Annotated in this window: 14 protein-coding genes and 1 tRNA gene; 6 read left to right on the top strand and 9 right to left on the bottom strand. The window is 49.7% G+C overall.

The window, feature by feature from the left end; genetic code table 11:
• Positions 1-3 precede the first annotated feature (3 nt).
• Positions 4-1,263, bottom strand: a complete 1,260-nt coding sequence (locus TY09_RS00975) for a four-carbon acid sugar kinase family protein (RefSeq protein ID WP_042430204.1) — start codon at positions 1,261-1,263, stop codon at positions 4-6.
• A gap of 246 nt (positions 1,264-1,509) precedes the next feature.
• Here TY09_RS00975 and TY09_RS00970 point away from each other — a divergent pair, with 246 nt between their 5' ends.
• On the top strand, positions 1,510-3,294 hold the full coding sequence (locus tag TY09_RS00970) for a sigma-54-dependent transcriptional regulator (RefSeq protein WP_042430201.1): 1,785 nt from the start codon (positions 1,510-1,512) through the stop codon (positions 3,292-3,294).
• 356 nt (positions 3,295-3,650) lie between these two features.
• On the opposite strand, the gene TY09_RS00965 is transcribed toward TY09_RS00970, so the two are convergent.
• Both TY09_RS00965 and TY09_RS00960 read right to left on the bottom strand, forming a co-directional pair.
• Entirely contained in the window at positions 3,651-4,250 is a 600-nt protein-coding gene (locus TY09_RS00965; protein ID WP_042430198.1) for a hypothetical protein, read from the bottom strand.
• Positions 4,251-4,598: 348 nt separating this feature from the next.
• Positions 4,599-4,674: transfer RNA gene (locus tag TY09_RS00960), tRNA-Pro, on the bottom strand.
• Between the two features lie 326 nt (positions 4,675-5,000).
• Between TY09_RS00960 and TY09_RS00955 the strand changes: the two genes are divergently transcribed.
• From TY09_RS00955 to TY09_RS00940, 3 genes are all read left to right on the top strand, one after another.
• Positions 5,001-6,275 carry a methyl-accepting chemotaxis protein gene (locus TY09_RS00955; RefSeq protein WP_042430195.1) on the top strand — a complete coding sequence of 425 codons (1,275 nt, stop codon included), beginning with the start codon at positions 5,001-5,003 and terminating at the stop codon, positions 6,273-6,275.
• Between the two features lie 285 nt (positions 6,276-6,560).
• The gene (locus TY09_RS17540; RefSeq protein ID WP_052335531.1) at positions 6,561-8,507 is read left to right on the top strand and encodes a 2-dehydropantoate 2-reductase; all 1,947 of its coding nucleotides are present in this window, start codon (positions 6,561-6,563) and stop codon (positions 8,505-8,507) included.
• 27 nt (positions 8,508-8,534) lie between these two features.
• The gene (locus TY09_RS00940; protein WP_042430192.1) at positions 8,535-9,893 is read left to right on the top strand and encodes an MATE family efflux transporter; all 1,359 of its coding nucleotides are present in this window, start codon (positions 8,535-8,537) and stop codon (positions 9,891-9,893) included.
• Between the two features lie 74 nt (positions 9,894-9,967).
• On the opposite strand, the gene TY09_RS00935 is transcribed toward TY09_RS00940, so the two are convergent.
• The 6 genes from TY09_RS00935 to TY09_RS00910 all read right to left on the bottom strand — a co-directional run bounded on the left by TY09_RS00935 (position 9,968) and on the right by TY09_RS00910 (position 15,509).
• Positions 9,968-10,657 (bottom strand): hypothetical protein, encoded by a 690-nt coding sequence (locus TY09_RS00935; RefSeq protein WP_042430189.1) that lies wholly within the window; start codon positions 10,655-10,657, stop codon positions 9,968-9,970.
• A complete protein-coding gene (locus TY09_RS00930) occupies positions 10,654-11,325 on the bottom strand; it encodes an ABC transporter ATP-binding protein (RefSeq protein WP_042430186.1) in 672 nt (223 codons plus the stop codon). The genes TY09_RS00935 and TY09_RS00930 overlap by 4 nt, the downstream gene beginning before the upstream one ends.
• Positions 11,326-11,361: 36 nt before the next feature.
• Positions 11,362-12,135, bottom strand: a complete 774-nt coding sequence (locus TY09_RS00925; RefSeq protein WP_042430183.1) for a hypothetical protein — start codon at positions 12,133-12,135, stop codon at positions 11,362-11,364.
• The gene (locus tag TY09_RS00920) at positions 12,132-12,869 is read right to left on the bottom strand and encodes a hypothetical protein (protein WP_147584569.1); all 738 of its coding nucleotides are present in this window, start codon (positions 12,867-12,869) and stop codon (positions 12,132-12,134) included. Before TY09_RS00920 ends, TY09_RS00925 begins: the two co-directional genes overlap by 4 nt.
• Positions 12,870-13,076: 207 nt before the next feature.
• Positions 13,077-13,556 (bottom strand): hypothetical protein, encoded by a 480-nt coding sequence (locus TY09_RS00915; protein WP_042430178.1) that lies wholly within the window; start codon positions 13,554-13,556, stop codon positions 13,077-13,079.
• A 366-nt stretch (positions 13,557-13,922) separates the two neighbouring features.
• A complete protein-coding gene (locus TY09_RS00910) occupies positions 13,923-15,509 on the bottom strand; it encodes a peptide chain release factor 3 (protein ID WP_042430175.1) in 1,587 nt (528 codons plus the stop codon).
• A gap of 407 nt (positions 15,510-15,916) precedes the next feature.
• Here TY09_RS00910 and TY09_RS00905 point away from each other — a divergent pair, with 407 nt between their 5' ends.
• Both TY09_RS00905 and TY09_RS00900 read left to right on the top strand, forming a co-directional pair.
• Positions 15,917-16,291 (top strand): demethoxyubiquinone hydroxylase family protein, encoded by a 375-nt coding sequence (locus tag TY09_RS00905; RefSeq protein WP_009062536.1) that lies wholly within the window; start codon positions 15,917-15,919, stop codon positions 16,289-16,291.
• A 26-nt stretch (positions 16,292-16,317) separates the two neighbouring features.
• Positions 16,318-17,133 carry a family 1 encapsulin nanocompartment shell protein gene (locus TY09_RS00900; RefSeq protein ID WP_009062825.1) on the top strand — a complete coding sequence of 272 codons (816 nt, stop codon included), beginning with the start codon at positions 16,318-16,320 and terminating at the stop codon, positions 17,131-17,133.
• Positions 17,134-17,164: the final 31 nt, after the last annotated feature.

Raw genomic sequence — 17,164 nt, 5'->3', positions numbered from 1 at the left:
CAGTTAATATATTGTGGATTTCCGGGAAATCCTTTTTGCCAATGTTACAAATAAATCCTGGTCGCCGAAACCGCCGGATTTTGAAATAATATGGTAGGTTTTTTCTTTGTAAACAAATTCGGTCAAAACAACGCCGGTTGCCATTTCACAAATGGGCGTCAGTTCCGAAACGCCGACCGCTCGCATCAACGCCAGCAGCGTGTCGCCGCCGGTGCACAAAAGAGTGGCCTTCAGGCCGTCATCCAGCATTCGCTTCATCAAAGCTGCCAGGTTCTCCGGAATCCGCACCCGAACCTGTTCCGGCGTCAGCCCCTGTTCCCGGGCGTAGAGTTCGGTATCCTCACACCCTTCCGGATCATTTGCATCCAGAATAAACCGCTTTTCCGCGGATGCCTGCGCCAGCCATTGCCGAACACATTCTCCGGCTGAATCACTGTTCACCCAACTCCGTTCCAGCTTCTGAACCGGGTCCAAATTGACATGGGGGAAGCCCTGTTCCCGTGCCGCCTTCATCTGGCGGATGGTGACCGGGTTGACGCTGCCGCAGGATATGAACAGCGTGCTTTCCAGCTCAGGCAGTTCCGGAGCCTGCCCCTTCAGATTCAGCAGATCTGCCAGAACCGCCGCAAATCCGGCGCATCCTGCACAGAATCGCAGCCGCTCCAGCCCCAGCTGCCTGCCGATGCGCCTCAGATCGGCATCCGTTTCCGCATCGAATATCTGGATGCCGGGATTCGAAATCCCATTGGTCTCCATCTGTGAGTGCATCACCACCGGTACAGCTGTCTGCCGTCCAAGAATCTCTGCCACCTCCGAGTCTAAAACCGGTTCAAAGGGATCCTGGCCGAACACGCTCTGGGCTACAGGTACGCCGTCGATATAGTGAATTCCCGCTTTGGTGATCCGGTTGAGCTTCGGAAGGGCCGGGAGAAACGGAAGGGCATCGACGCCTGCTGCATCCATCAGCGCCGTCAGTTCACTGCCCACGTTTCCCCGCAGCGCGGAGTCCGTCTTTTTATAAATGTAAGGAATCCCGGCTTGCAGTGCTTTGCGCACTGTGTGATACACAATCTCGTAGGCCTCCTGCGGCTGCAGGTGCCGGGTTTCTGCCACCATTACCAAAACTTCCGCCGTTTTTCCAATTGACCGGAAATCATAGGTCGAATCGGTGACCACAGTTGTGGCTGCTCCTTTGGCTGCAAACTGCACGCCGGTGTCAAATGCTCCTGTGAAGTCATCTGCAATGATCAGAAGCTTTACCATATATGCACCTCCCGGTCGTTTTATTTTGAAACAGATTAGAAGGCTTAATTCCATCTTTTGTTTATTTTGAAAATTATAAATCCTTATTTATCTGCTTTTGTGTTTATTTTACATATTTAACTGCTGCTGTGCAATCTTTTTTGATTCCTATAATCGTTTATATTTGAAACAAATGGAAAAGTATTGCTTCGTTTTTGTATGTTTGATATAATATGTCCATAATTGAAACGCATAATGGAGGCGTCCATGAAGAAGCATATTCGTGTTTTAGGCATTGCGCCCTACGAGGGAATGAAAATCCAAATGCTCAATCTGGTGGAAGAATATCCTCAGATCGATCTGACCGTCTATGTCGGTGATCTGGAGCAGGGTCTTGTCATCATTCAGAACAACTTTCATGGAGATTACGATGTGGTCATCTCCCGTGGTGCTACGGCACAGATGCTGCGGCAGCACCTGACCATCCCGGTGATTGAGATTGACATTTCCATGTATGACATTCTCTGTGCCATCAAGCTGGCCAACGGGCTGAAAGAAAAGACCGCCATGATCTTCTTCGCCAACATCCGAAACCAGGTGCTGTCCCTGTGCGATCTGCTGGAATGCGACATGGATATCTACACGGTAGATACCGTTGAGGCCGTGGAGCCGACCCTGCGCAGTCTTCAGGAGAAACAATATCACGCCATTCTCTGCGACGTGATTGTCAACACCACCGCCCAGCGGCTGGGGATCAATTCCTTCCTGATCACCTCCGGTATCGACAGTATCCGAAATGCCTTTCACCATGCGTTGCTGCTGTGTGACAGCCAGCAATACCTGCGGGATGAAAACCTGTTCTTCCGGGAGCTGATTCGAGGACAGATCGGACAGACCGTTGTCTTTGACAGTCAGGGAAATCTGTTTCTGTCCACCCTGGACGATCTAAAACCCGAACTATTGGAACTGCTGCGCGAGGAGCTGTCCCAATCTTTGCAGGAGGGAGATCGGCGGATCAGCCGTTCCCTGGGGGGCATGCTCTATTCCATTCGTGTCCGGCAAATTAGGAGCGGCGCTCTGCACTATACCGCCTTCTTCTTCGATGCCAGAAAATTGCCCGTATCCCCCAACCAGGTGGGGATACGTTTTTCCAGTCAGGCCGAGGCAGAGGCGGCTTATTACAACAGCATTTTCAGCTTCGCCGGGAACCTGCACGGTTCTCAGCAGGAAATTGACCAAATCAATCAAAGCACCGCCCCGGTCATTTTCACCGGCGAGGACGGTACGGGCAAGGAATCCATCGTCCGCATGCTTTACATTCGGGGGCCTCTGCGGAATAACCCGCTGGTATCCATTAACTGCAGCCTGTTGAACGACCGCAGCTGGGCTTTTCTCATGGAGCACCACAACTCCCCTCTGGCAGATGAGGGAAGCACTATCTACTTTGCCAATGTGGATGTGTTGTCTCGGGAGCGACAGTACCAGCTCATCGCCGTGCTGACGGAGATGGATGTATGCCGGCGAAACCGGGTGATGTTCTCCTGTGTTTGCCAGAGCGGCGAGTATATTTCTAAAGTAGGTGCTCTGTTCCAGGATAAACTCTCTTGTCTCTCGCTGTATCTGCCGCCTCTGCGGCAGATTTCTCAGCAGATTCCCACTCTGGTAAATCTGTGCCTGAGCCATATGAACGTCAACATGCCCCGGCAGATTCTGGGCGCAGACCCAGAGTCTCTGTCCCTGCTGCAAAATTACCACTGGCCCCACAACTACACCCAGTTCCGCCGGGTCATTGAGGAGTTGGCGGTGACGAGCGCCAACCAGATCATCACCGCCGACAACGTCCGTCGCGTGCTGCGGAAGGAGCGGCACGTCGGCGCCTTCTCCTCCCAGAAAGAAAATGCCGCCGCTCCTCTGGATCTGAACCGGACGCTGACAGAGATCAGCCAGGACATCGCCATCCGAGTGGTCGACGAAACCGGCGGCAATCATACCGCCGCCGCCAAACGCCTGGGCATCAGTCGTACCACCCTGTGGCGACTGCTGCAAAAATAAAGCGCAGCGAGAGAGCATTCTATTAAGCCGGATAAAGAAACGGTCCAAAGAAAAAAGATATCGCGTTGCAGAAGTCTGCGGCTTGTATAGGAGATATTTTTAAAAAAAATATTCATTTTACTCATTTCAGAAAAAAGTCGGTTTGCTAACGAAACTGTTTACAAATAGGAATAGCCCCAAAACGAAATCTTCGTTTTGGGGCTATTCCTATGGTGCGAGCGTTCATAAGAAACAACTTGGAAACCCGCATAAAATAAAGGCTTTTGGCATCAGGCAAACGGATATTGCATCACTATATTAGCCAAGTAAACCGACGAATTGAAGTTTGTCAGATTCTCATTATGCTTACACTCTTATTATTGATTTTTGAAATGAAGGAAGGATAAAATACTAACCGGTGTAAAATAAACACACCAAAATACCAATACTGCGGTTCCAATCCATTCAGCACCTTCCATACCAGTACGAAATAAACCTATTATCGGCAAAATAAAGCAGACAATCGCAAAAACTCCATGAATTAGCAACAACCATTTCAGCCATTTATCTGGCTTTGTTTTAACCTCTACGGCCAGTCCCGTGAAAAATGTTGATATGGCCATTAACCCATAGCCAAGTAAATCATAGCTAAAAAATAAACCAAACTTTGGATAAGAAAGGATTTGTATTGCCTGTTCATTCAGGTTATCAAGTCTCACTGTCGTCACTTGCGCAAAATAGACGAATAAAATAAATACAGCGTACATTCCTGCAAATACCATTGCGATATTTCCAGCAACTTTCTTTTCGAAACTGCTATAAAAAGTAAAAGTACAAATCATTGGAACAAAGCTAAATGCAATGAACATACAAACAAGGTAACTTCCGAAGTCGTTTCCTATCAGCATACAGAAAGCAAATGCTATTACTGCACATACATTTATTATGGAAGCATACATTCCGATTTTCTTGTTCATTCTTTTACCCCTTGCTTCGCCTAATATACATAAACGATAATTCAATTTCTATTTATATCAGTAACATTATAACTGATTGAGGAGCAATAAGAAAGAAAGACATATAAAGAAATATATGTAAACAAAAGCAGGCTGACATGGCATCAACTTTTTTGTCTTTATGAACACGTTTTATATTGCTCCGAATGACAGGGTTCGGGTGTTGACGCGTTGAACCCGCGTTCCGCAAGTCCCTCCATTTTTTCATATAATTGTTCCCGTTCCGTTTCTCTGCACCTGCACGAAGGTTCGACCCCTCAGCCCCGTGATACCAAAAGAAAAAAGACCCACAAAGGGGTCTTTTTCTTTTGGTCCGAGTGACAGGATTCGAACCTGCGGCCTGATGGTCCCAAACCACCCGCGCTACCAGCTGCGCCACACCCGGAAATATTTGATCAGGATATTAGAAAGCATACTTGCTTCGAAATTATAGCGGAAAATGAACGATTCGTCAAGCCATTCGGCGTAATGCGAAAAATGAAAGCTTAAAAATGAGTCAATAAATAAAATCTTGTGTTTTTAAAGTGGTTTTTATTATTTCTTTTTCAAAATCACTAAATTTTTTCGCAATAGGGACGAAATTACTAAATGAAGTTCTATTTTTTTCTATCCTTTTTGTCGACTTGTGCATGAAAGCCTATATCAAGGATAATCGGAACGAATTACATATGGAGGTTTTCCCCCACAACATCAGGTTAAGGGAGCTGGTTTATGATGAAAAGCATCCGTTTCAGAATCGCCTCAATTCTATTGGCAATTATTGTCTTGCTAAGTGTATCTTTTGGTACTATCAGTACTTTGGTAATCAAATCCGGGGCCGACGAAATTTTTTGGATCATTATTTTGACTGTGGTGTACTGTCTGGTAGGTGTTGTGGTTTCCTTTTGGATTGGGGGTAAAATTGCAAAACCGATTTCCATTTGTGCGGATCGCCTATATGCGCTGTCGGAGGGCGACTTGAAGTCTCCTGTGCCGCAGATACATACCAAGGATGAAACGGGACGCCTGGCCGACGCGACAGAAGTGATTGTCTCGAATCTGCGCGCCATCATTTCAGATCTCGTTTCGCTGCTGGAAGCTCTTTCGCGCTCGAATTTCAATGTGAGATCTCAGGCGCAGGATGCATACCGCGGAGATTTCAAGCCGCTGTCCGACCATTTTGAGAGAATCGTACTTTCTTTGAACGATACCTTGAGCCAGATCAATCAATCTGCCGGTATGGTGTCCAATGAATCCGAGCAGGTATCTTACGGTGCGCAGAATCTGGCGCAGGGCGCTTCGGAGCAGACGGCTTCCATTGAGGAGTTGGCCGCGGCGATCCACCATTTGTCCGACAAGGTGAAGGAAAACGCCCTGAATGCGGTTCAGGCCGGTGAATGGGCTACCCAGACAATGGGTGAGGTTGGTCAGTGCAACGATAAAATGCAGAGCATGGTGCAGGCCATGAAGCGCATTGAGCAGACCTCCTCTCAGATCAGCAACATTGTAAAGGCGATTGAAGATATCGCGTTCCAGACGAACATTCTGGCGCTGAACGCCGCTGTTGAGGCCTCCCGTGCGGGAGAAGCCGGCAAGGGCTTTGCTGTTGTTGCGGACGAGGTTCGCAGTCTTGCGTCGAAGAGCGCGGAATCCGCGAAGAGTACTTCCGCTTTGATTTCGGACTCTTTGAACGCGGTTTCGGAAGGTTCCAGAATGGTGGGAGAAGCGCTGGATGCCCTGCAGGCCGTGACAAAGAGCATGGCAGAAACGCAGAGAGAGCACCGCGAGATTGCGGAGGTCACCGAAGAGCAGTCCACTGCGGTAGATCACCTGACTACGGTAATGGATCAGATTTCTGCGGTGGTGCAGACCAATTCTGCCACAGCGGAAGAAAGCGCGGCGGCGAGCGAGGAGCTTTCCAGTCAGGCCCAGATGATGAAATCGCTGGTGTCTCAGTTCCAGCTTCGCTCTTCCTCTTCGGCACCGGCCAGAAATACCAAAGTATAATTCCGTGCAAGACAGCAATCAGATTTTAGATCAAAGCGGGGCGGGACTATCCCGTCCCGCTCTTTTTCCGGAATGGCATCCCTGCTTGATAGCAGGTTCTAATCCGCGATGAAACAGTGAAAAACAGGTGCCGCTTCTCGCCTTCAGCAGGGAAGAGACAATCGTTGTCATCCGGTAAGTGCGGGGCGCTTTGCAAAGAGTCGGAAAAGGTGCTATGATAAGGAAAAATCGCTGAAAAATCCGGCTCTTCGGGGCCGGCGTCATTTTATCACCGGAGGGATTTCCATGAAGTACTTGATTGTAGGAACAGGAGGAACAGGGGGCGCAATCGGCGGATTTCTGGCCGCGAGCGGCAAGGATGTTTCGTTCATCGCCAGAGGCAGTCATCTGGAAGCGATCCGTCAGAACGGGCTGGTAGTCGATTCTGAGCTGCGCGGACGGCTGCACATTGAGAATGCGCAGGCGTTCGATATGGAAAGCTACGAGGACAGCCCCGATGTGATTTTTGTATGTGTCAAAGGGTATTCGATGGATGAGGTCTGTCCGTTCCTCCGCCGCGTTGCACGACCGGATACCATGATTGTGCCGATTTTGAACGTGTACGGCACCGGCGGAAAACTGGCGGTGCGCATGCCGGGCCTTACGGTGGCGGATGGCTGTGTTTACATCGTGTCCTACATTTCAGCCCCCGGCGAAATCACGCAGAAGGGCCCGCTGTTCCGTGTTGTGTACGGCAACCGCGATTCGAGCTGCCCAGATATTTTCTATGACATTGAGAGCGATCTGCGCGAGAGCGGGATCGATGTAATCGTATCCACGAATATTATCCGCGACGCGTTTCAAAAGTTTTCCTGTGTTTCTCCTATGGCGGCCGCGGGTGTGTTCTTTCAGAATACCATGGGCGAGATCCGAGAAAATCCCAGAAAGAGAGCGGTTTTCGCCAGCCTGGTGGGGGAGATCGGCCAGCTTGCGCAGGCGATGGGAATTCCGTTTTCCACCGATGTGGTTCAGGAAAATCTCGAGATTCTGGATCACTCCGCACCGGACAGCACAACCTCTATGCAGAGAGATCTGCAAAAGGGCGGCCCGTCCGAAATCAACGAGCTTCTGTTCGAGGTGGTTCGCCTGGGCAAGCGCTATCAGGTGGAGCTGCCTACCTATGAAATGATCGCCAAGAGCATGGGCTATTCCGAAGCGCTTGAACCCATGTGGCTGGGGAACCTGCAGCTGCGGAATCATCTGGTGCGTTCCGCTACGCGCGACGGCGTGGAGAACGAGGACGGCACCGTGAGCGAACGCCAGCTGCAGATTATGCGCACGTTCGCATCGCATGAGGTGGGCATGATCATCACCGGGCATTTCTATGTGCATCCGCAGGGACAGGCCTCCCCCTCGCAGAACGGCATCTATGACGGGCGCTTTCTGCCAGGGATGCGGCGGATGACAGATGTGGTTCACATGGAAGAGGGCTGCATCGTCGCGCAGCTGAACCACGCGGGCGGCAACGCGGATGTGGAGGAGCCCGTGGCTCCGTCGGAGCGGGTGTATTCCAGGGGACGACTTGCACGCGCGCTAACAAGGGAAGAGATGGACGAAATCCGCGAGTGCTTTGCCGAAGGGGCTTCCCGCGCGTATCAGGCCGGGTTCGACGGCGTGCAGATTCACATGGCGCACGATTATCTGCTCGGCGAGTTTTTAACGCCGATGATGAACAACAGAACCGACGAATACGGCGGTTCCGCTGAAAATCGCTTCCGCTTCTGCGCGGAGATCATCGAGGCGGTACGGCGCGCCACCTCCGAGAGTTTCCCGATTCTCGTAAAGATCAACAGCAATGTTCAGGCAAACGATCGCCAATATGAAGAGGACCTGCTGTATTATCTGCAGCAAATGGAATCGCTCGGGGTTGCCGCCGCAGAGCTTTCGGGCTGCGATTTTACAAAGAAGAGCGCCAACGAGCGGACATACTATCTGGAAAGGGCGGCGCGGGTGCAGCAGCAGCTCAGTATGCCGCTGATTCTGGTCGGCGGGGTGCGCTCGCTGCAGGACATCGCCAAGGTGATCGATGCCGGTATCCCGATGGTTTCGCTCAGCCGGCCGCTGATCTGCCAGGGCGATCTGATCCCCCGCCTGCTTTCGGGGGAAAGGGCGCGGTGCATCAGCTGCAACCAGTGCTTTGCTTTGCCGCGCACCAGGGGAATCCGCTGTGTGTTCCATGCGCAGCAGCGCTGAACGATCAGCCGTTTGAAAGGGTAGGAAATGAATCGTAGACTTGAAATTATGAAGAGCGCGCCGGTCAGTAAGGCGCTGGCTTATTTGGGGCTGCCGACGATCGTCGGGCTTTCCGTAACGGGCTTTTATCAGCTGGCTGTCAGCTTTTTTGTGGCGCAAATGGGGACGCAGGCCATGGGGGCCATCTCCATTGTGTACCCACTGGTTCTGATTATGCCGGGTATCGGGCTTTTGTTCGGCAATGGCGGAGCGGCTTACATGGCGGAACTTTTGGGCGCAGGGGAAAAGGAAAAAGCGGAAACCGTGCTGGCCTCCACTGCGTTTTATTGTATTTTCTTTAGTATCATGACCCAGCTACTGCTGCCGGTGATGCCGGTTCTGCTCGTTCATATGGGCGCGTCTTCCGGGGTTCTGCCGCTTGCGGTGCAGTACGGTCAGATTCTGGTGATCTCGTTTTTATTCCACATCCCTTCCGTCTGTATGAATAATCTGGTGCGGGCCGAGGGTAACGCGTCGCTGAGCATGATCTCCCAGATGACCGGCGCGGTGCTGAACGTGGTGCTCACGCCGATTTTTCTGTTCGGCTTCGGCTGGGGAATCCGCGGGGCCGCAGCTTCGGCGGCGGTGGCACAGTTCACCGCGTTCTGCATTTTAGCGCAGTATTACCTGCGCGGCAAAAGCTATTTAAAGCTCGACTTCCGCAAGGTGCGTTTCCAGTGGTGGATTCTGGAGCCGGTTCTGAAAATCGGTGTGCCGCTTCTGTGCATCAACCTGTTCCAAAGCATTTCGATGGCGGCTGCAAACATTGCCGCTGCGCCGTATGGCGACGCGGTGGTGGCAGGACTCGGAATCGCCAACCGAGTGATCGGCATGACAACACTGGCGGTAACAGGTTTTTCCAGGGGTTACCAGACCTTTATTTCTTATTGCTACGGCGCGGGCCGGCCCGACCGCATCCGGCAGGCCACCAAAACGGCGTATCTGTGGGGCATGCTGGGCGGTCTCGCGATTGCCATTGTACAGATCGGTTTTTCCGGCGGAATCGTGTCCGCCTTTTCGAACGATGCCGAGGTGATCTCCGTGGGCATTCAGGCGCTGGTCGCGGGCAGCCTGCTGTTTTTCACCTATGGCTTTCAGTCGATGGCGACGGTGTACCTGCTCTGCATTCGGTACAGCAAGGCGGGCTTTGTATTCAGCATTTTCCGGCAGGGGCTGGCGTTTCTGCCGCTGCTGTTCCTGTTTGACCGCCTGTTTGCGGTAACAGGAATCCTGTACACGCAGGCTGTGGCTGATCTCGTTACCACAGTGCTGCTCCTGCTGTTTTTGGGGGTTACCAAACGCAATCGAACAACCGCTCTGGCACAGGCCGCTGAAAAAGCCGCATAAAATAAAAAGACACGCCCCGGTTTTTTTGCTGCTCTTTAAGGGAGAAACCGGGGCGTGATGCTTTCTGAAATCAATTACTGTAATAAGGATAAAACCTTTTTCTTTGTATCAAAAAAGGTATTCGTTTGATTTTTGTCCTGCAATAATATTTCGTATTCTTTTGATTGCTCATAGTCGATAGGCCAAGTGGGCTTTGCGTATTGCTCCGCTGTGGTAATGGAATCTGGGGACAGTTTCGCGTAAGGGCTTTCTATCATGGTGTAGGTTGGTATTTCGGTACGGTATCCTTTCGGCAGAAATTCCCTTAATAACAAAATGTAGTTTTTGCCGGGTGTAATTTTGGTTCTGGCGCGGTGTCCTCTTCCTTGCAGCATTTCCATGGTATAAAGCGGTTTTCCGTCTTTTTGGCTCGTTATTTTATTGAGTCGAATCGGTTCACAGACGACCAGAGTGGTGCCGATGAAGCTGCCGTCGTTTTTGTAGATTTTGTTGACTGTCATTTCGGTTAAAAAGGTTTTGCCTTTGTTTTCCCCTTCGGAATTGGCGGTAGCCGATACGATCACCGCCGCCTGATCCAGTATGGATTGTGGAGAAGCGGTAAAGTAAGCGTCCTTATCTTCGCGAAATACATATTTTATCCGATCCTGTGGCTGTGCAGGAACCTCTGCCCAAATATCGGTGTAAGAATTTCGAGTTGCAACTCCGGCCCCAATGCAGACGAGGTATAAAAACAGGCAGAGAAAGACCCAACTGTATTTTTTCATATTGTGTCCTCCGCTTGCGGAGATTTCTGTTCTGCCGGTGTCTCTTCCAAACGGCCCTCCGTCATTTTGAATTTTTTTTGGCACAGAAGATCTAAATCTGTTTTGTTATGGCTTGCAATCAGTACGGTGCATCCGCGCTGGTTTTCTTCGCGGATGATTTGATGTACCGCCTGAATTCCGTCTTCATCCAAAGCATTCGTGGGCTCGTCCAGCACCAAAAGCCGGGGCTGCTCCATCACGGCCTGTGCGATGGCAAGGCGCTGCTTCATGCCCAGACTATATTTTTTATAGCTTCTGGAATCTTTGGGGTCAAGGCCGACCCGTTCCAGAACCTGATTGATTTCCTGATCTCCGATTTTTTGTTTGATCGAAGCCAAAAATTTTAAATTTTCAAATCCGGTAAATTCATTCCAAAATCCTACGGATTCGATAACCAGTCCCAAATTTTTTGGGAACCTTTTTTCTCCTACTTTTTGTCCGAATACATCAATTGAGCCGGAGTCCAAATAAATCAGTCCGCAGATGGCCCGGAACAACATAGTCTTACCCGAACCGTTGGGGCCAAAAAAACCGTAGATTCCGCCCTCTTCCAGCTCCAAATTAATATGGTTGAGTACCAGACGTTTTTTCAGCGTTTTGGCTGCGCCGGTTACCGTAATCTGTTTCATATCCTTCTCTCCTTTGTTTTTTCATTCCGGCGGTCGTCATGCTTTTTGTGCCGCCTCCTGCACACTTAAAAAGTCTTTGCGGCGTACCGCGAGCCGGCACAGCGCAAAGAACAAAAGGAAAATGCCGGCCAACAGAAAGAAGGCAAACCAATCCAGGGTTCGTTCTTCCATCCACAAAGTATAATCGGTAATGGCTCGTCCCCAGCCAACGGATAAATTCACATTGAACGTAATTCCTTTATTGACCTCTAAAAATCCATAAAATGAGTCCCAACTGCCATAAAGAACAAGGGCCAAAAAGGCAACGACCGGGCTGTCAGACAATAAGTAAGCGAGAAAATAGATCAATGAAAAGGTCATATGCAGAATTAATTCCAGAACAAAGCTATACAGGTAGTAGGGGAATACCGCCCAGAAAACACCCCCTGCAATATAAGCGCCGATCAGGGCGGGAATATTCAAAATGGCCAGATAAGTGACTGCCAGACCGACGGACAGACAAAGGTAACGCAGCAGCCAGCTCGAGCGCGACTTTGTCCGTGTGCAGTATTTAATGTCCATGGAAAAACGTGTCATTGCGTAAATCCACATGGCATATACGGGAGTATGCATAAGAGCAGTAGCCATAAAATAAAAAAAGCTATAATAGATAAAGAAAGCGTCTTCTTCGAGTCCTGTAAATATTTCATTTTGAGAAATAAAGTTGTCATAAACATATAGGTAGGTTTCCCCAAATGAAATAGCCAATAAAGCGATCAATAAAAACCATGTCAGCTTTTGCCGCCGGAACAGCCGGTAAAAATAGTTCACAGCTCATCCACCTTCCTTTTGTGGATCCGTACCATAATGACAAAGGCAGAAAAAAACAAGGGGATTAGAAGATAGGCCCAAAAGATGGAGGGGTATCTGGGGCCGCTATACCAGGTAGGGTTCATATAAAGGTCGATTGAGATAGAATTTCTCCAATCCAACAGATTCGTTAGATTTCCCAAAAAGAGAAGCACCGCTGTTGGTAAAACGTAAATAAGGATTCGGCTGAACTGCAAAAAGTGGCTCAGGGTATATGAAAACAAAGCCCATGCTCCAGCAAGCATGCTGTTGTAAAAAATATAGATTAAGTTAGAAAGATGGGGGTGGGTGTAAAACAAATTGGGATACAACACAGCATTTTCTTTTATGTAGCTGAGCTCCAAAAGAGATCTTGTATTTGAAAATGGATTTATCATTGCTTCATGTGGAAATAACACAAAGCAGACGGGATAAAACATCAGAAAAGGAATAAGAACAAGTCCAAAGGCGCCCAAAAAACAAAGAAGTGCGCCGGAAAGATGATATGTGTCAGAGGAACTTCTCGTTATAATAATAAAATAAGCTCCTTCTTTTTGATCCGTTAAATAAAAATCCGCAAAAACCAGAGCGCCAATCGGTAGAAGCAGATAGTCTAAAAATTCAGCAAAAATATATGGATTCCATACGTCTCCTGTTCCTTTCGGCGTTCGGCCAATCCAGCCCAAAGCGGCGGAAGGGATGATGCTGATGTCCATACCGTAGTATCGAAAACAGATCTCTAAAAAAGACAGTGCAATAATGATAACGACAAAGAGAAATAGAAAATGAAAGCGTCTACGGCTTATCATATACTTAAACTGAAATCGGAATAATTTCGAAAAATACTCCATTCTAACCCTCGATTCTTACAGATTAGGTCCAGAGCCGCACGTTTCCGTACGGTTCTAGACCTTGTCCGGTTACTAATTGAACTGTATCTTTCCTTTGACTCTTGCGGTGTTTTTTTCAAAGTTACGCGCCTCAAGAGTAGCATTGCCGGTATACCCTTGGTTACCATAATATTTATATTCCATATTAAATTCTTCTTCACCAGCAGTATACCAATCAGTTCTTGTTTCTTTAGCCACAGCAACTCTAAAATCCAAAGTATCCACATTACGCAGTGTCTCAACAACGTGTTCTGCCACACTGGAATATTTCCCTTCTTTATTGCCTTGTACCAACGTCTTAGCATTTCCATTAGAGCTTACAGCTACCAGTTTTGTGTACCCATATTTTTTGTAATTTCTCGCCTGCAATTGCTGTGCGGCCGCAGATTCTCTGGTCAAAGCAATGGAATTCCCCTGTTGTTCCACAAGGGTTTCCGCGCTTGCGGGGACTAAGACAGCGCTCAGCATAACGGCCGCGCAGGCAAGGCTCAATACTCTTTTTGAATTTTTCATTGTTTTCATCCTCCGTTTTGATTGTTTGCGGTTGTTTCTGACTTTACGCAAAGGAAACCCCGCATTCAGCAGTTATTCGTACAAAGAACAGGATGCTGGGCGAAATTCATGGCATCACGCTTTCTCAATCAATTTTTCTATTACGGATATCCGGCCCGATTGGCAAGAATACAAAATTATTTAAATAAAATATAATAGTTACTAGTTATTTATCAATAATTAATAACTAGTAATCACATAATATTCCTCTTTCCTCTATTTTTCAACCCCTTTTTTAGTTAAAATGTTGTAACCAATACCTGTATTGATATAAAAAAAGACCCGCCTGTGAAAAGGCGGGTCTTTTTTTATAATAGTATGACGGGTTTATCCGCGGCTGAAATCGGTCAGCTCCAGTCCTTCGTTGCGCTCAAGCGCCCAGCGGATGTTCCATTCGCTGGTGAACAGCAGCAGGTGATGTCCCTTGAGGTCCTGTATCTTTTTCGTGTCGGAGGTAACCGTTAGCGTTTTGGGGTCGACAGCGTCGTTCGAAATCCAGCGGATATACTGATACGGCAGAGACTCCAGTCGGATGTCCACATTGTATTCGTGGTTTAAGCGGTATTCCAGCACATCGAACTGCAGAACGCCGACGACGCCCACGATCACTTCCTCCATGCCGCCCTCGAGTTCCTGGAAGATCTGAATAGCACCTTCCTGCGCGATCTGCGACATGCCCTTAACAAACTGCTTGCGCTTCATGGTGTCCATTTGGCGCACGCGGGCAAAATGCTCCGGCGCAAAGGTGGGAATGCCCTCAAACAGGATTTTTTTGCCGGGCGCGCACAGCGTATCGCCGATGGAGAAAATACCCGGATCGAATACGCCGATGATGTCGCCGGCATAGGCTTCCTCAATGATCTCGCGCTCCTGCGCCATGATCTGCTGGGGCTGCGACAGCTTGATCTTTTTGCCTTCCTGCTGGTGCAGGACTTCCATGTTCTTTTCGAATTTACCGGAGCAGATGCGCATAAATGCGATTCTGTCGCGGTGAGCCTTGTTCATGTTGGCCTGAATTTTAAACACAAAGGCGGAGAAATCCGGGTCAAAGGGGTCTACCTCGCCGTCGGTGGTTTTGCGCGGCAGCGGCGAGCTCGTCATGCGAAGGAATTCCTCCAGAAACGGCTCCACGCCGAAGTTGGTCAGGGCGGAACCGAAAAACACGGGAGAGAGACGCCCGTGGCGCACGGCGTCCATATTGAATTCATAGCCCGCGCCGTCAAGCAGCTCGATGTCGTCGCACAGCTGTTCATGCAGGTACGGCCCAATCAAATCCTTCAGGCCGGGGTCATCGAGGCCCGATACGGTGGCTTCAGCCTCATGCTTGCCGCTGTCGCCGCGGAACGAAATGATCTGGTTGTTGTTTCTGTCGTACACGCCCTTGAACTCCTTGCCGCAGCCGATCGGCCAGTTCATCGGGTACGTTTTGATGCCCAGCTCCTGCTCGATTTCCTCCAGCAGATCAAAGGGGTTGCGCGCCTCGCGGTCCATCTTGTTGATGAACGTAAAGATCGGGATATCGCGCAGCAGGCAGACCTTGAACAGCTTTCTCGTCTGCGCCTCAACGCCCTTCGAGGCGTCGATCACCATCACGGCCGAGTCCGCAGCCATCAGCGTGCGGTACGTATCCTCCGAGAAGTCCTGATGCCCGGGGGTGTCGAGAATATTGATACAATATCCCTCATATTGAAACTGCAGAACGGAAGAGGTAACGGAAATTCCTCTCTGCTTTTCGATTTCCATCCAATCAGAAACCGCATGCCGGGAGTTCTTTTTTCCCTTTACCGAGCCGGCCAGCGCAATTGCTCCGCCGTACAGCAGGAATTTTTCGGTCAGCGTTGTCTTGCCGGCGTCAGGGTGCGAGATGATCGCAAAGGTTCTCCGCTTTTGAATCAAAGATCGATAGTCACTCAAGTCAGGTTCCTCCGTCTATCCAGTATAGTAAATGAAATTTAAATATAGTATGATACAGGCACGGCAATCTCTTCCCCCGTCTGTGGTGAGGGAAGAGATTCGCACTTTTTAATTGAATTGACTACAATGTTGAAAATACTTTGACAGTATACCACGCGCCGCGTAAAATTTCAATTTTTCAACAGTCAAATGAGAAATTTATCGCGCTGCGGCCATCAGTCGGAAAGACCCGCAATGATTGACAGATAAAAAGTTCAGTGCTAGAATAAAAACACAAAATTTTGAATGGATACCGAGTGTTCATTATGCAGAATCCATTCGGATGGATCACGGCCAAATGCAGGTGATTCGTTGAAAAAACACCGATGACAGCTTTGTCAGCAGAAACTGATAGGAGGATGATACACATGCCGGCTTTTGCAAATCCATTTCAAGGGAATGTCGACCGTAAACTGAACAAAGAGGAACTGATTCAGGCGCTCCGTTTGGATATCGCGGGCGAGCTGGAAGCAATTTATCTGTATGATGCGCACGTTCAGGCAACCGATATAGAAATTGCCAAGAAAGTACTCGCGGATATCCGTGATGAGGAAAAGGCCCACATCGGTGAGCTGATGACGCTGCTGCGCACGCTTGATCCTCAGGAAGCGGAGCTATTTGCATCCGGCGAAGCGGAGGTTCGCGAAATGCTGAGCGAATTGGGGATCGCCGTTCCCGAGGACAAATCTGGTTCCGGCTTTTCTGCGCCTGCAACCGTGGGCAGTCTGCTCGATAAATCCTGAACGTATCGCTGAAGGAGGTTTTGACAATGAGTTACTTATCCAGAGAGTCTTCCCCGTTGCCGGAAGAATTATGGGAAAAAATTGACGCCACCGTCGTAGCGTCGGCGAGAAAAATGTTGACCGGAAGAAGATTTCTTTCTGTGTTCGGGCCGCTTGGCGCCGGCGTCGCGGATGTCGCTCTCGACGACATTGACGCGGTGGAGGAAGCGGAAACGGATGGTCTGATCACGACCAGGGGCCGAAAATTTGTTGAGATCCCGATGGTCTATGCGGATTTTACCCTGCTTGCGAAGGATCTGGAACGAGCGGAAGCATCCTCTCTCCCTTTGGATCTTTCCAGAGCGGCCAAGGCGGCGCAGGAATGCGCCATCAAGGAAGACAAGCTCATCTTTTTGGGGAATGAAAAGCTGGGATATGAGGGCCTTCTGACCGTGTCGGGCGCAAATCGGATCAAAAAGAAGGACTGGAGCGCCGGCGAAAACGCTTTTGAGGATATCGCCGCCGGGATCGCTTATTTTGCGGAAAAGGGCATCTACGGGGATTACGCACTTGTGGTGAGCCCCCGCCTTTTCATGCAGCTGCAAAGGCTGCAGCCGGGGACCGGGCTTCTGGAAGCCGACCGGATTTCCAGGCTTGTGGGCGGCCGTCTTTACCAATCTCAGGTTTTGGGCGCGGATCAGGCGGTGCTGGTCGCTTCCGACGAAAAGAACATGGATCTTGTGATCGGCCAGGATATGGCGACCGCTTATCTGGAGCAGAAAGATCTCAATCACAGCTTCCGCGTGCTCGAAACCGTTTTGCCGCGCATCAAGCAGAAACAGGCCGTTGTTGTCTTTGCGTGATTCGGGGTTTCCGTCCGGAGCCGGAAAGCTG

Origin of the sequence: Faecalispora jeddahensis (genome assembly GCF_000577335.1) — a bacterium.
GTDB classification, from domain to species: domain Bacteria; phylum Bacillota; class Clostridia; order Oscillospirales; family Acutalibacteraceae; genus Faecalispora; species Faecalispora jeddahensis.
This window is presented reverse-complemented; position numbering and strand designations above follow the sequence as displayed.

Coding starts and splice junctions, on each gene's coding strand:
- TY09_RS00900 (WP_009062825.1), top strand. CDS start 16,318: ATGAGTTACTTATCCAGAGAGTCTTCCCCGTTGCCGGAAGAATTATGG.
- TY09_RS00930 (WP_042430186.1), bottom strand. CDS start 11,325: ATGAAACAGATTACGGTAACCGGCGCAGCCAAAACGCTGAAAAAACGT.
- TY09_RS17540 (WP_052335531.1), top strand. CDS start 6,561: ATGAAGTACTTGATTGTAGGAACAGGAGGAACAGGGGGCGCAATCGGC.
- TY09_RS00965 (WP_042430198.1), bottom strand. CDS start 4,250: ATGAACAAGAAAATCGGAATGTATGCTTCCATAATAAATGTATGTGCA.
- TY09_RS00915 (WP_042430178.1), bottom strand. CDS start 13,556: ATGAAAAATTCAAAAAGAGTATTGAGCCTTGCCTGCGCGGCCGTTATG.
- TY09_RS00935 (WP_042430189.1), bottom strand. CDS start 10,657: ATGAAAAAATACAGTTGGGTCTTTCTCTGCCTGTTTTTATACCTCGTC.
- TY09_RS00940 (WP_042430192.1), top strand. CDS start 8,535: ATGAATCGTAGACTTGAAATTATGAAGAGCGCGCCGGTCAGTAAGGCG.
- TY09_RS00975 (WP_042430204.1), bottom strand. CDS start 1,263: ATGGTAAAGCTTCTGATCATTGCAGATGACTTCACAGGAGCATTTGAC.
- TY09_RS00905 (WP_009062536.1), top strand. CDS start 15,917: ATGCCGGCTTTTGCAAATCCATTTCAAGGGAATGTCGACCGTAAACTG.
- TY09_RS00955 (WP_042430195.1), top strand. CDS start 5,001: ATGATGAAAAGCATCCGTTTCAGAATCGCCTCAATTCTATTGGCAATT.
- TY09_RS00920 (WP_147584569.1), bottom strand. CDS start 12,869: ATGGACATCAGCATCATCCCTTCCGCCGCTTTGGGCTGGATTGGCCGA.
- TY09_RS00970 (WP_042430201.1), top strand. CDS start 1,510: ATGAAGAAGCATATTCGTGTTTTAGGCATTGCGCCCTACGAGGGAATG.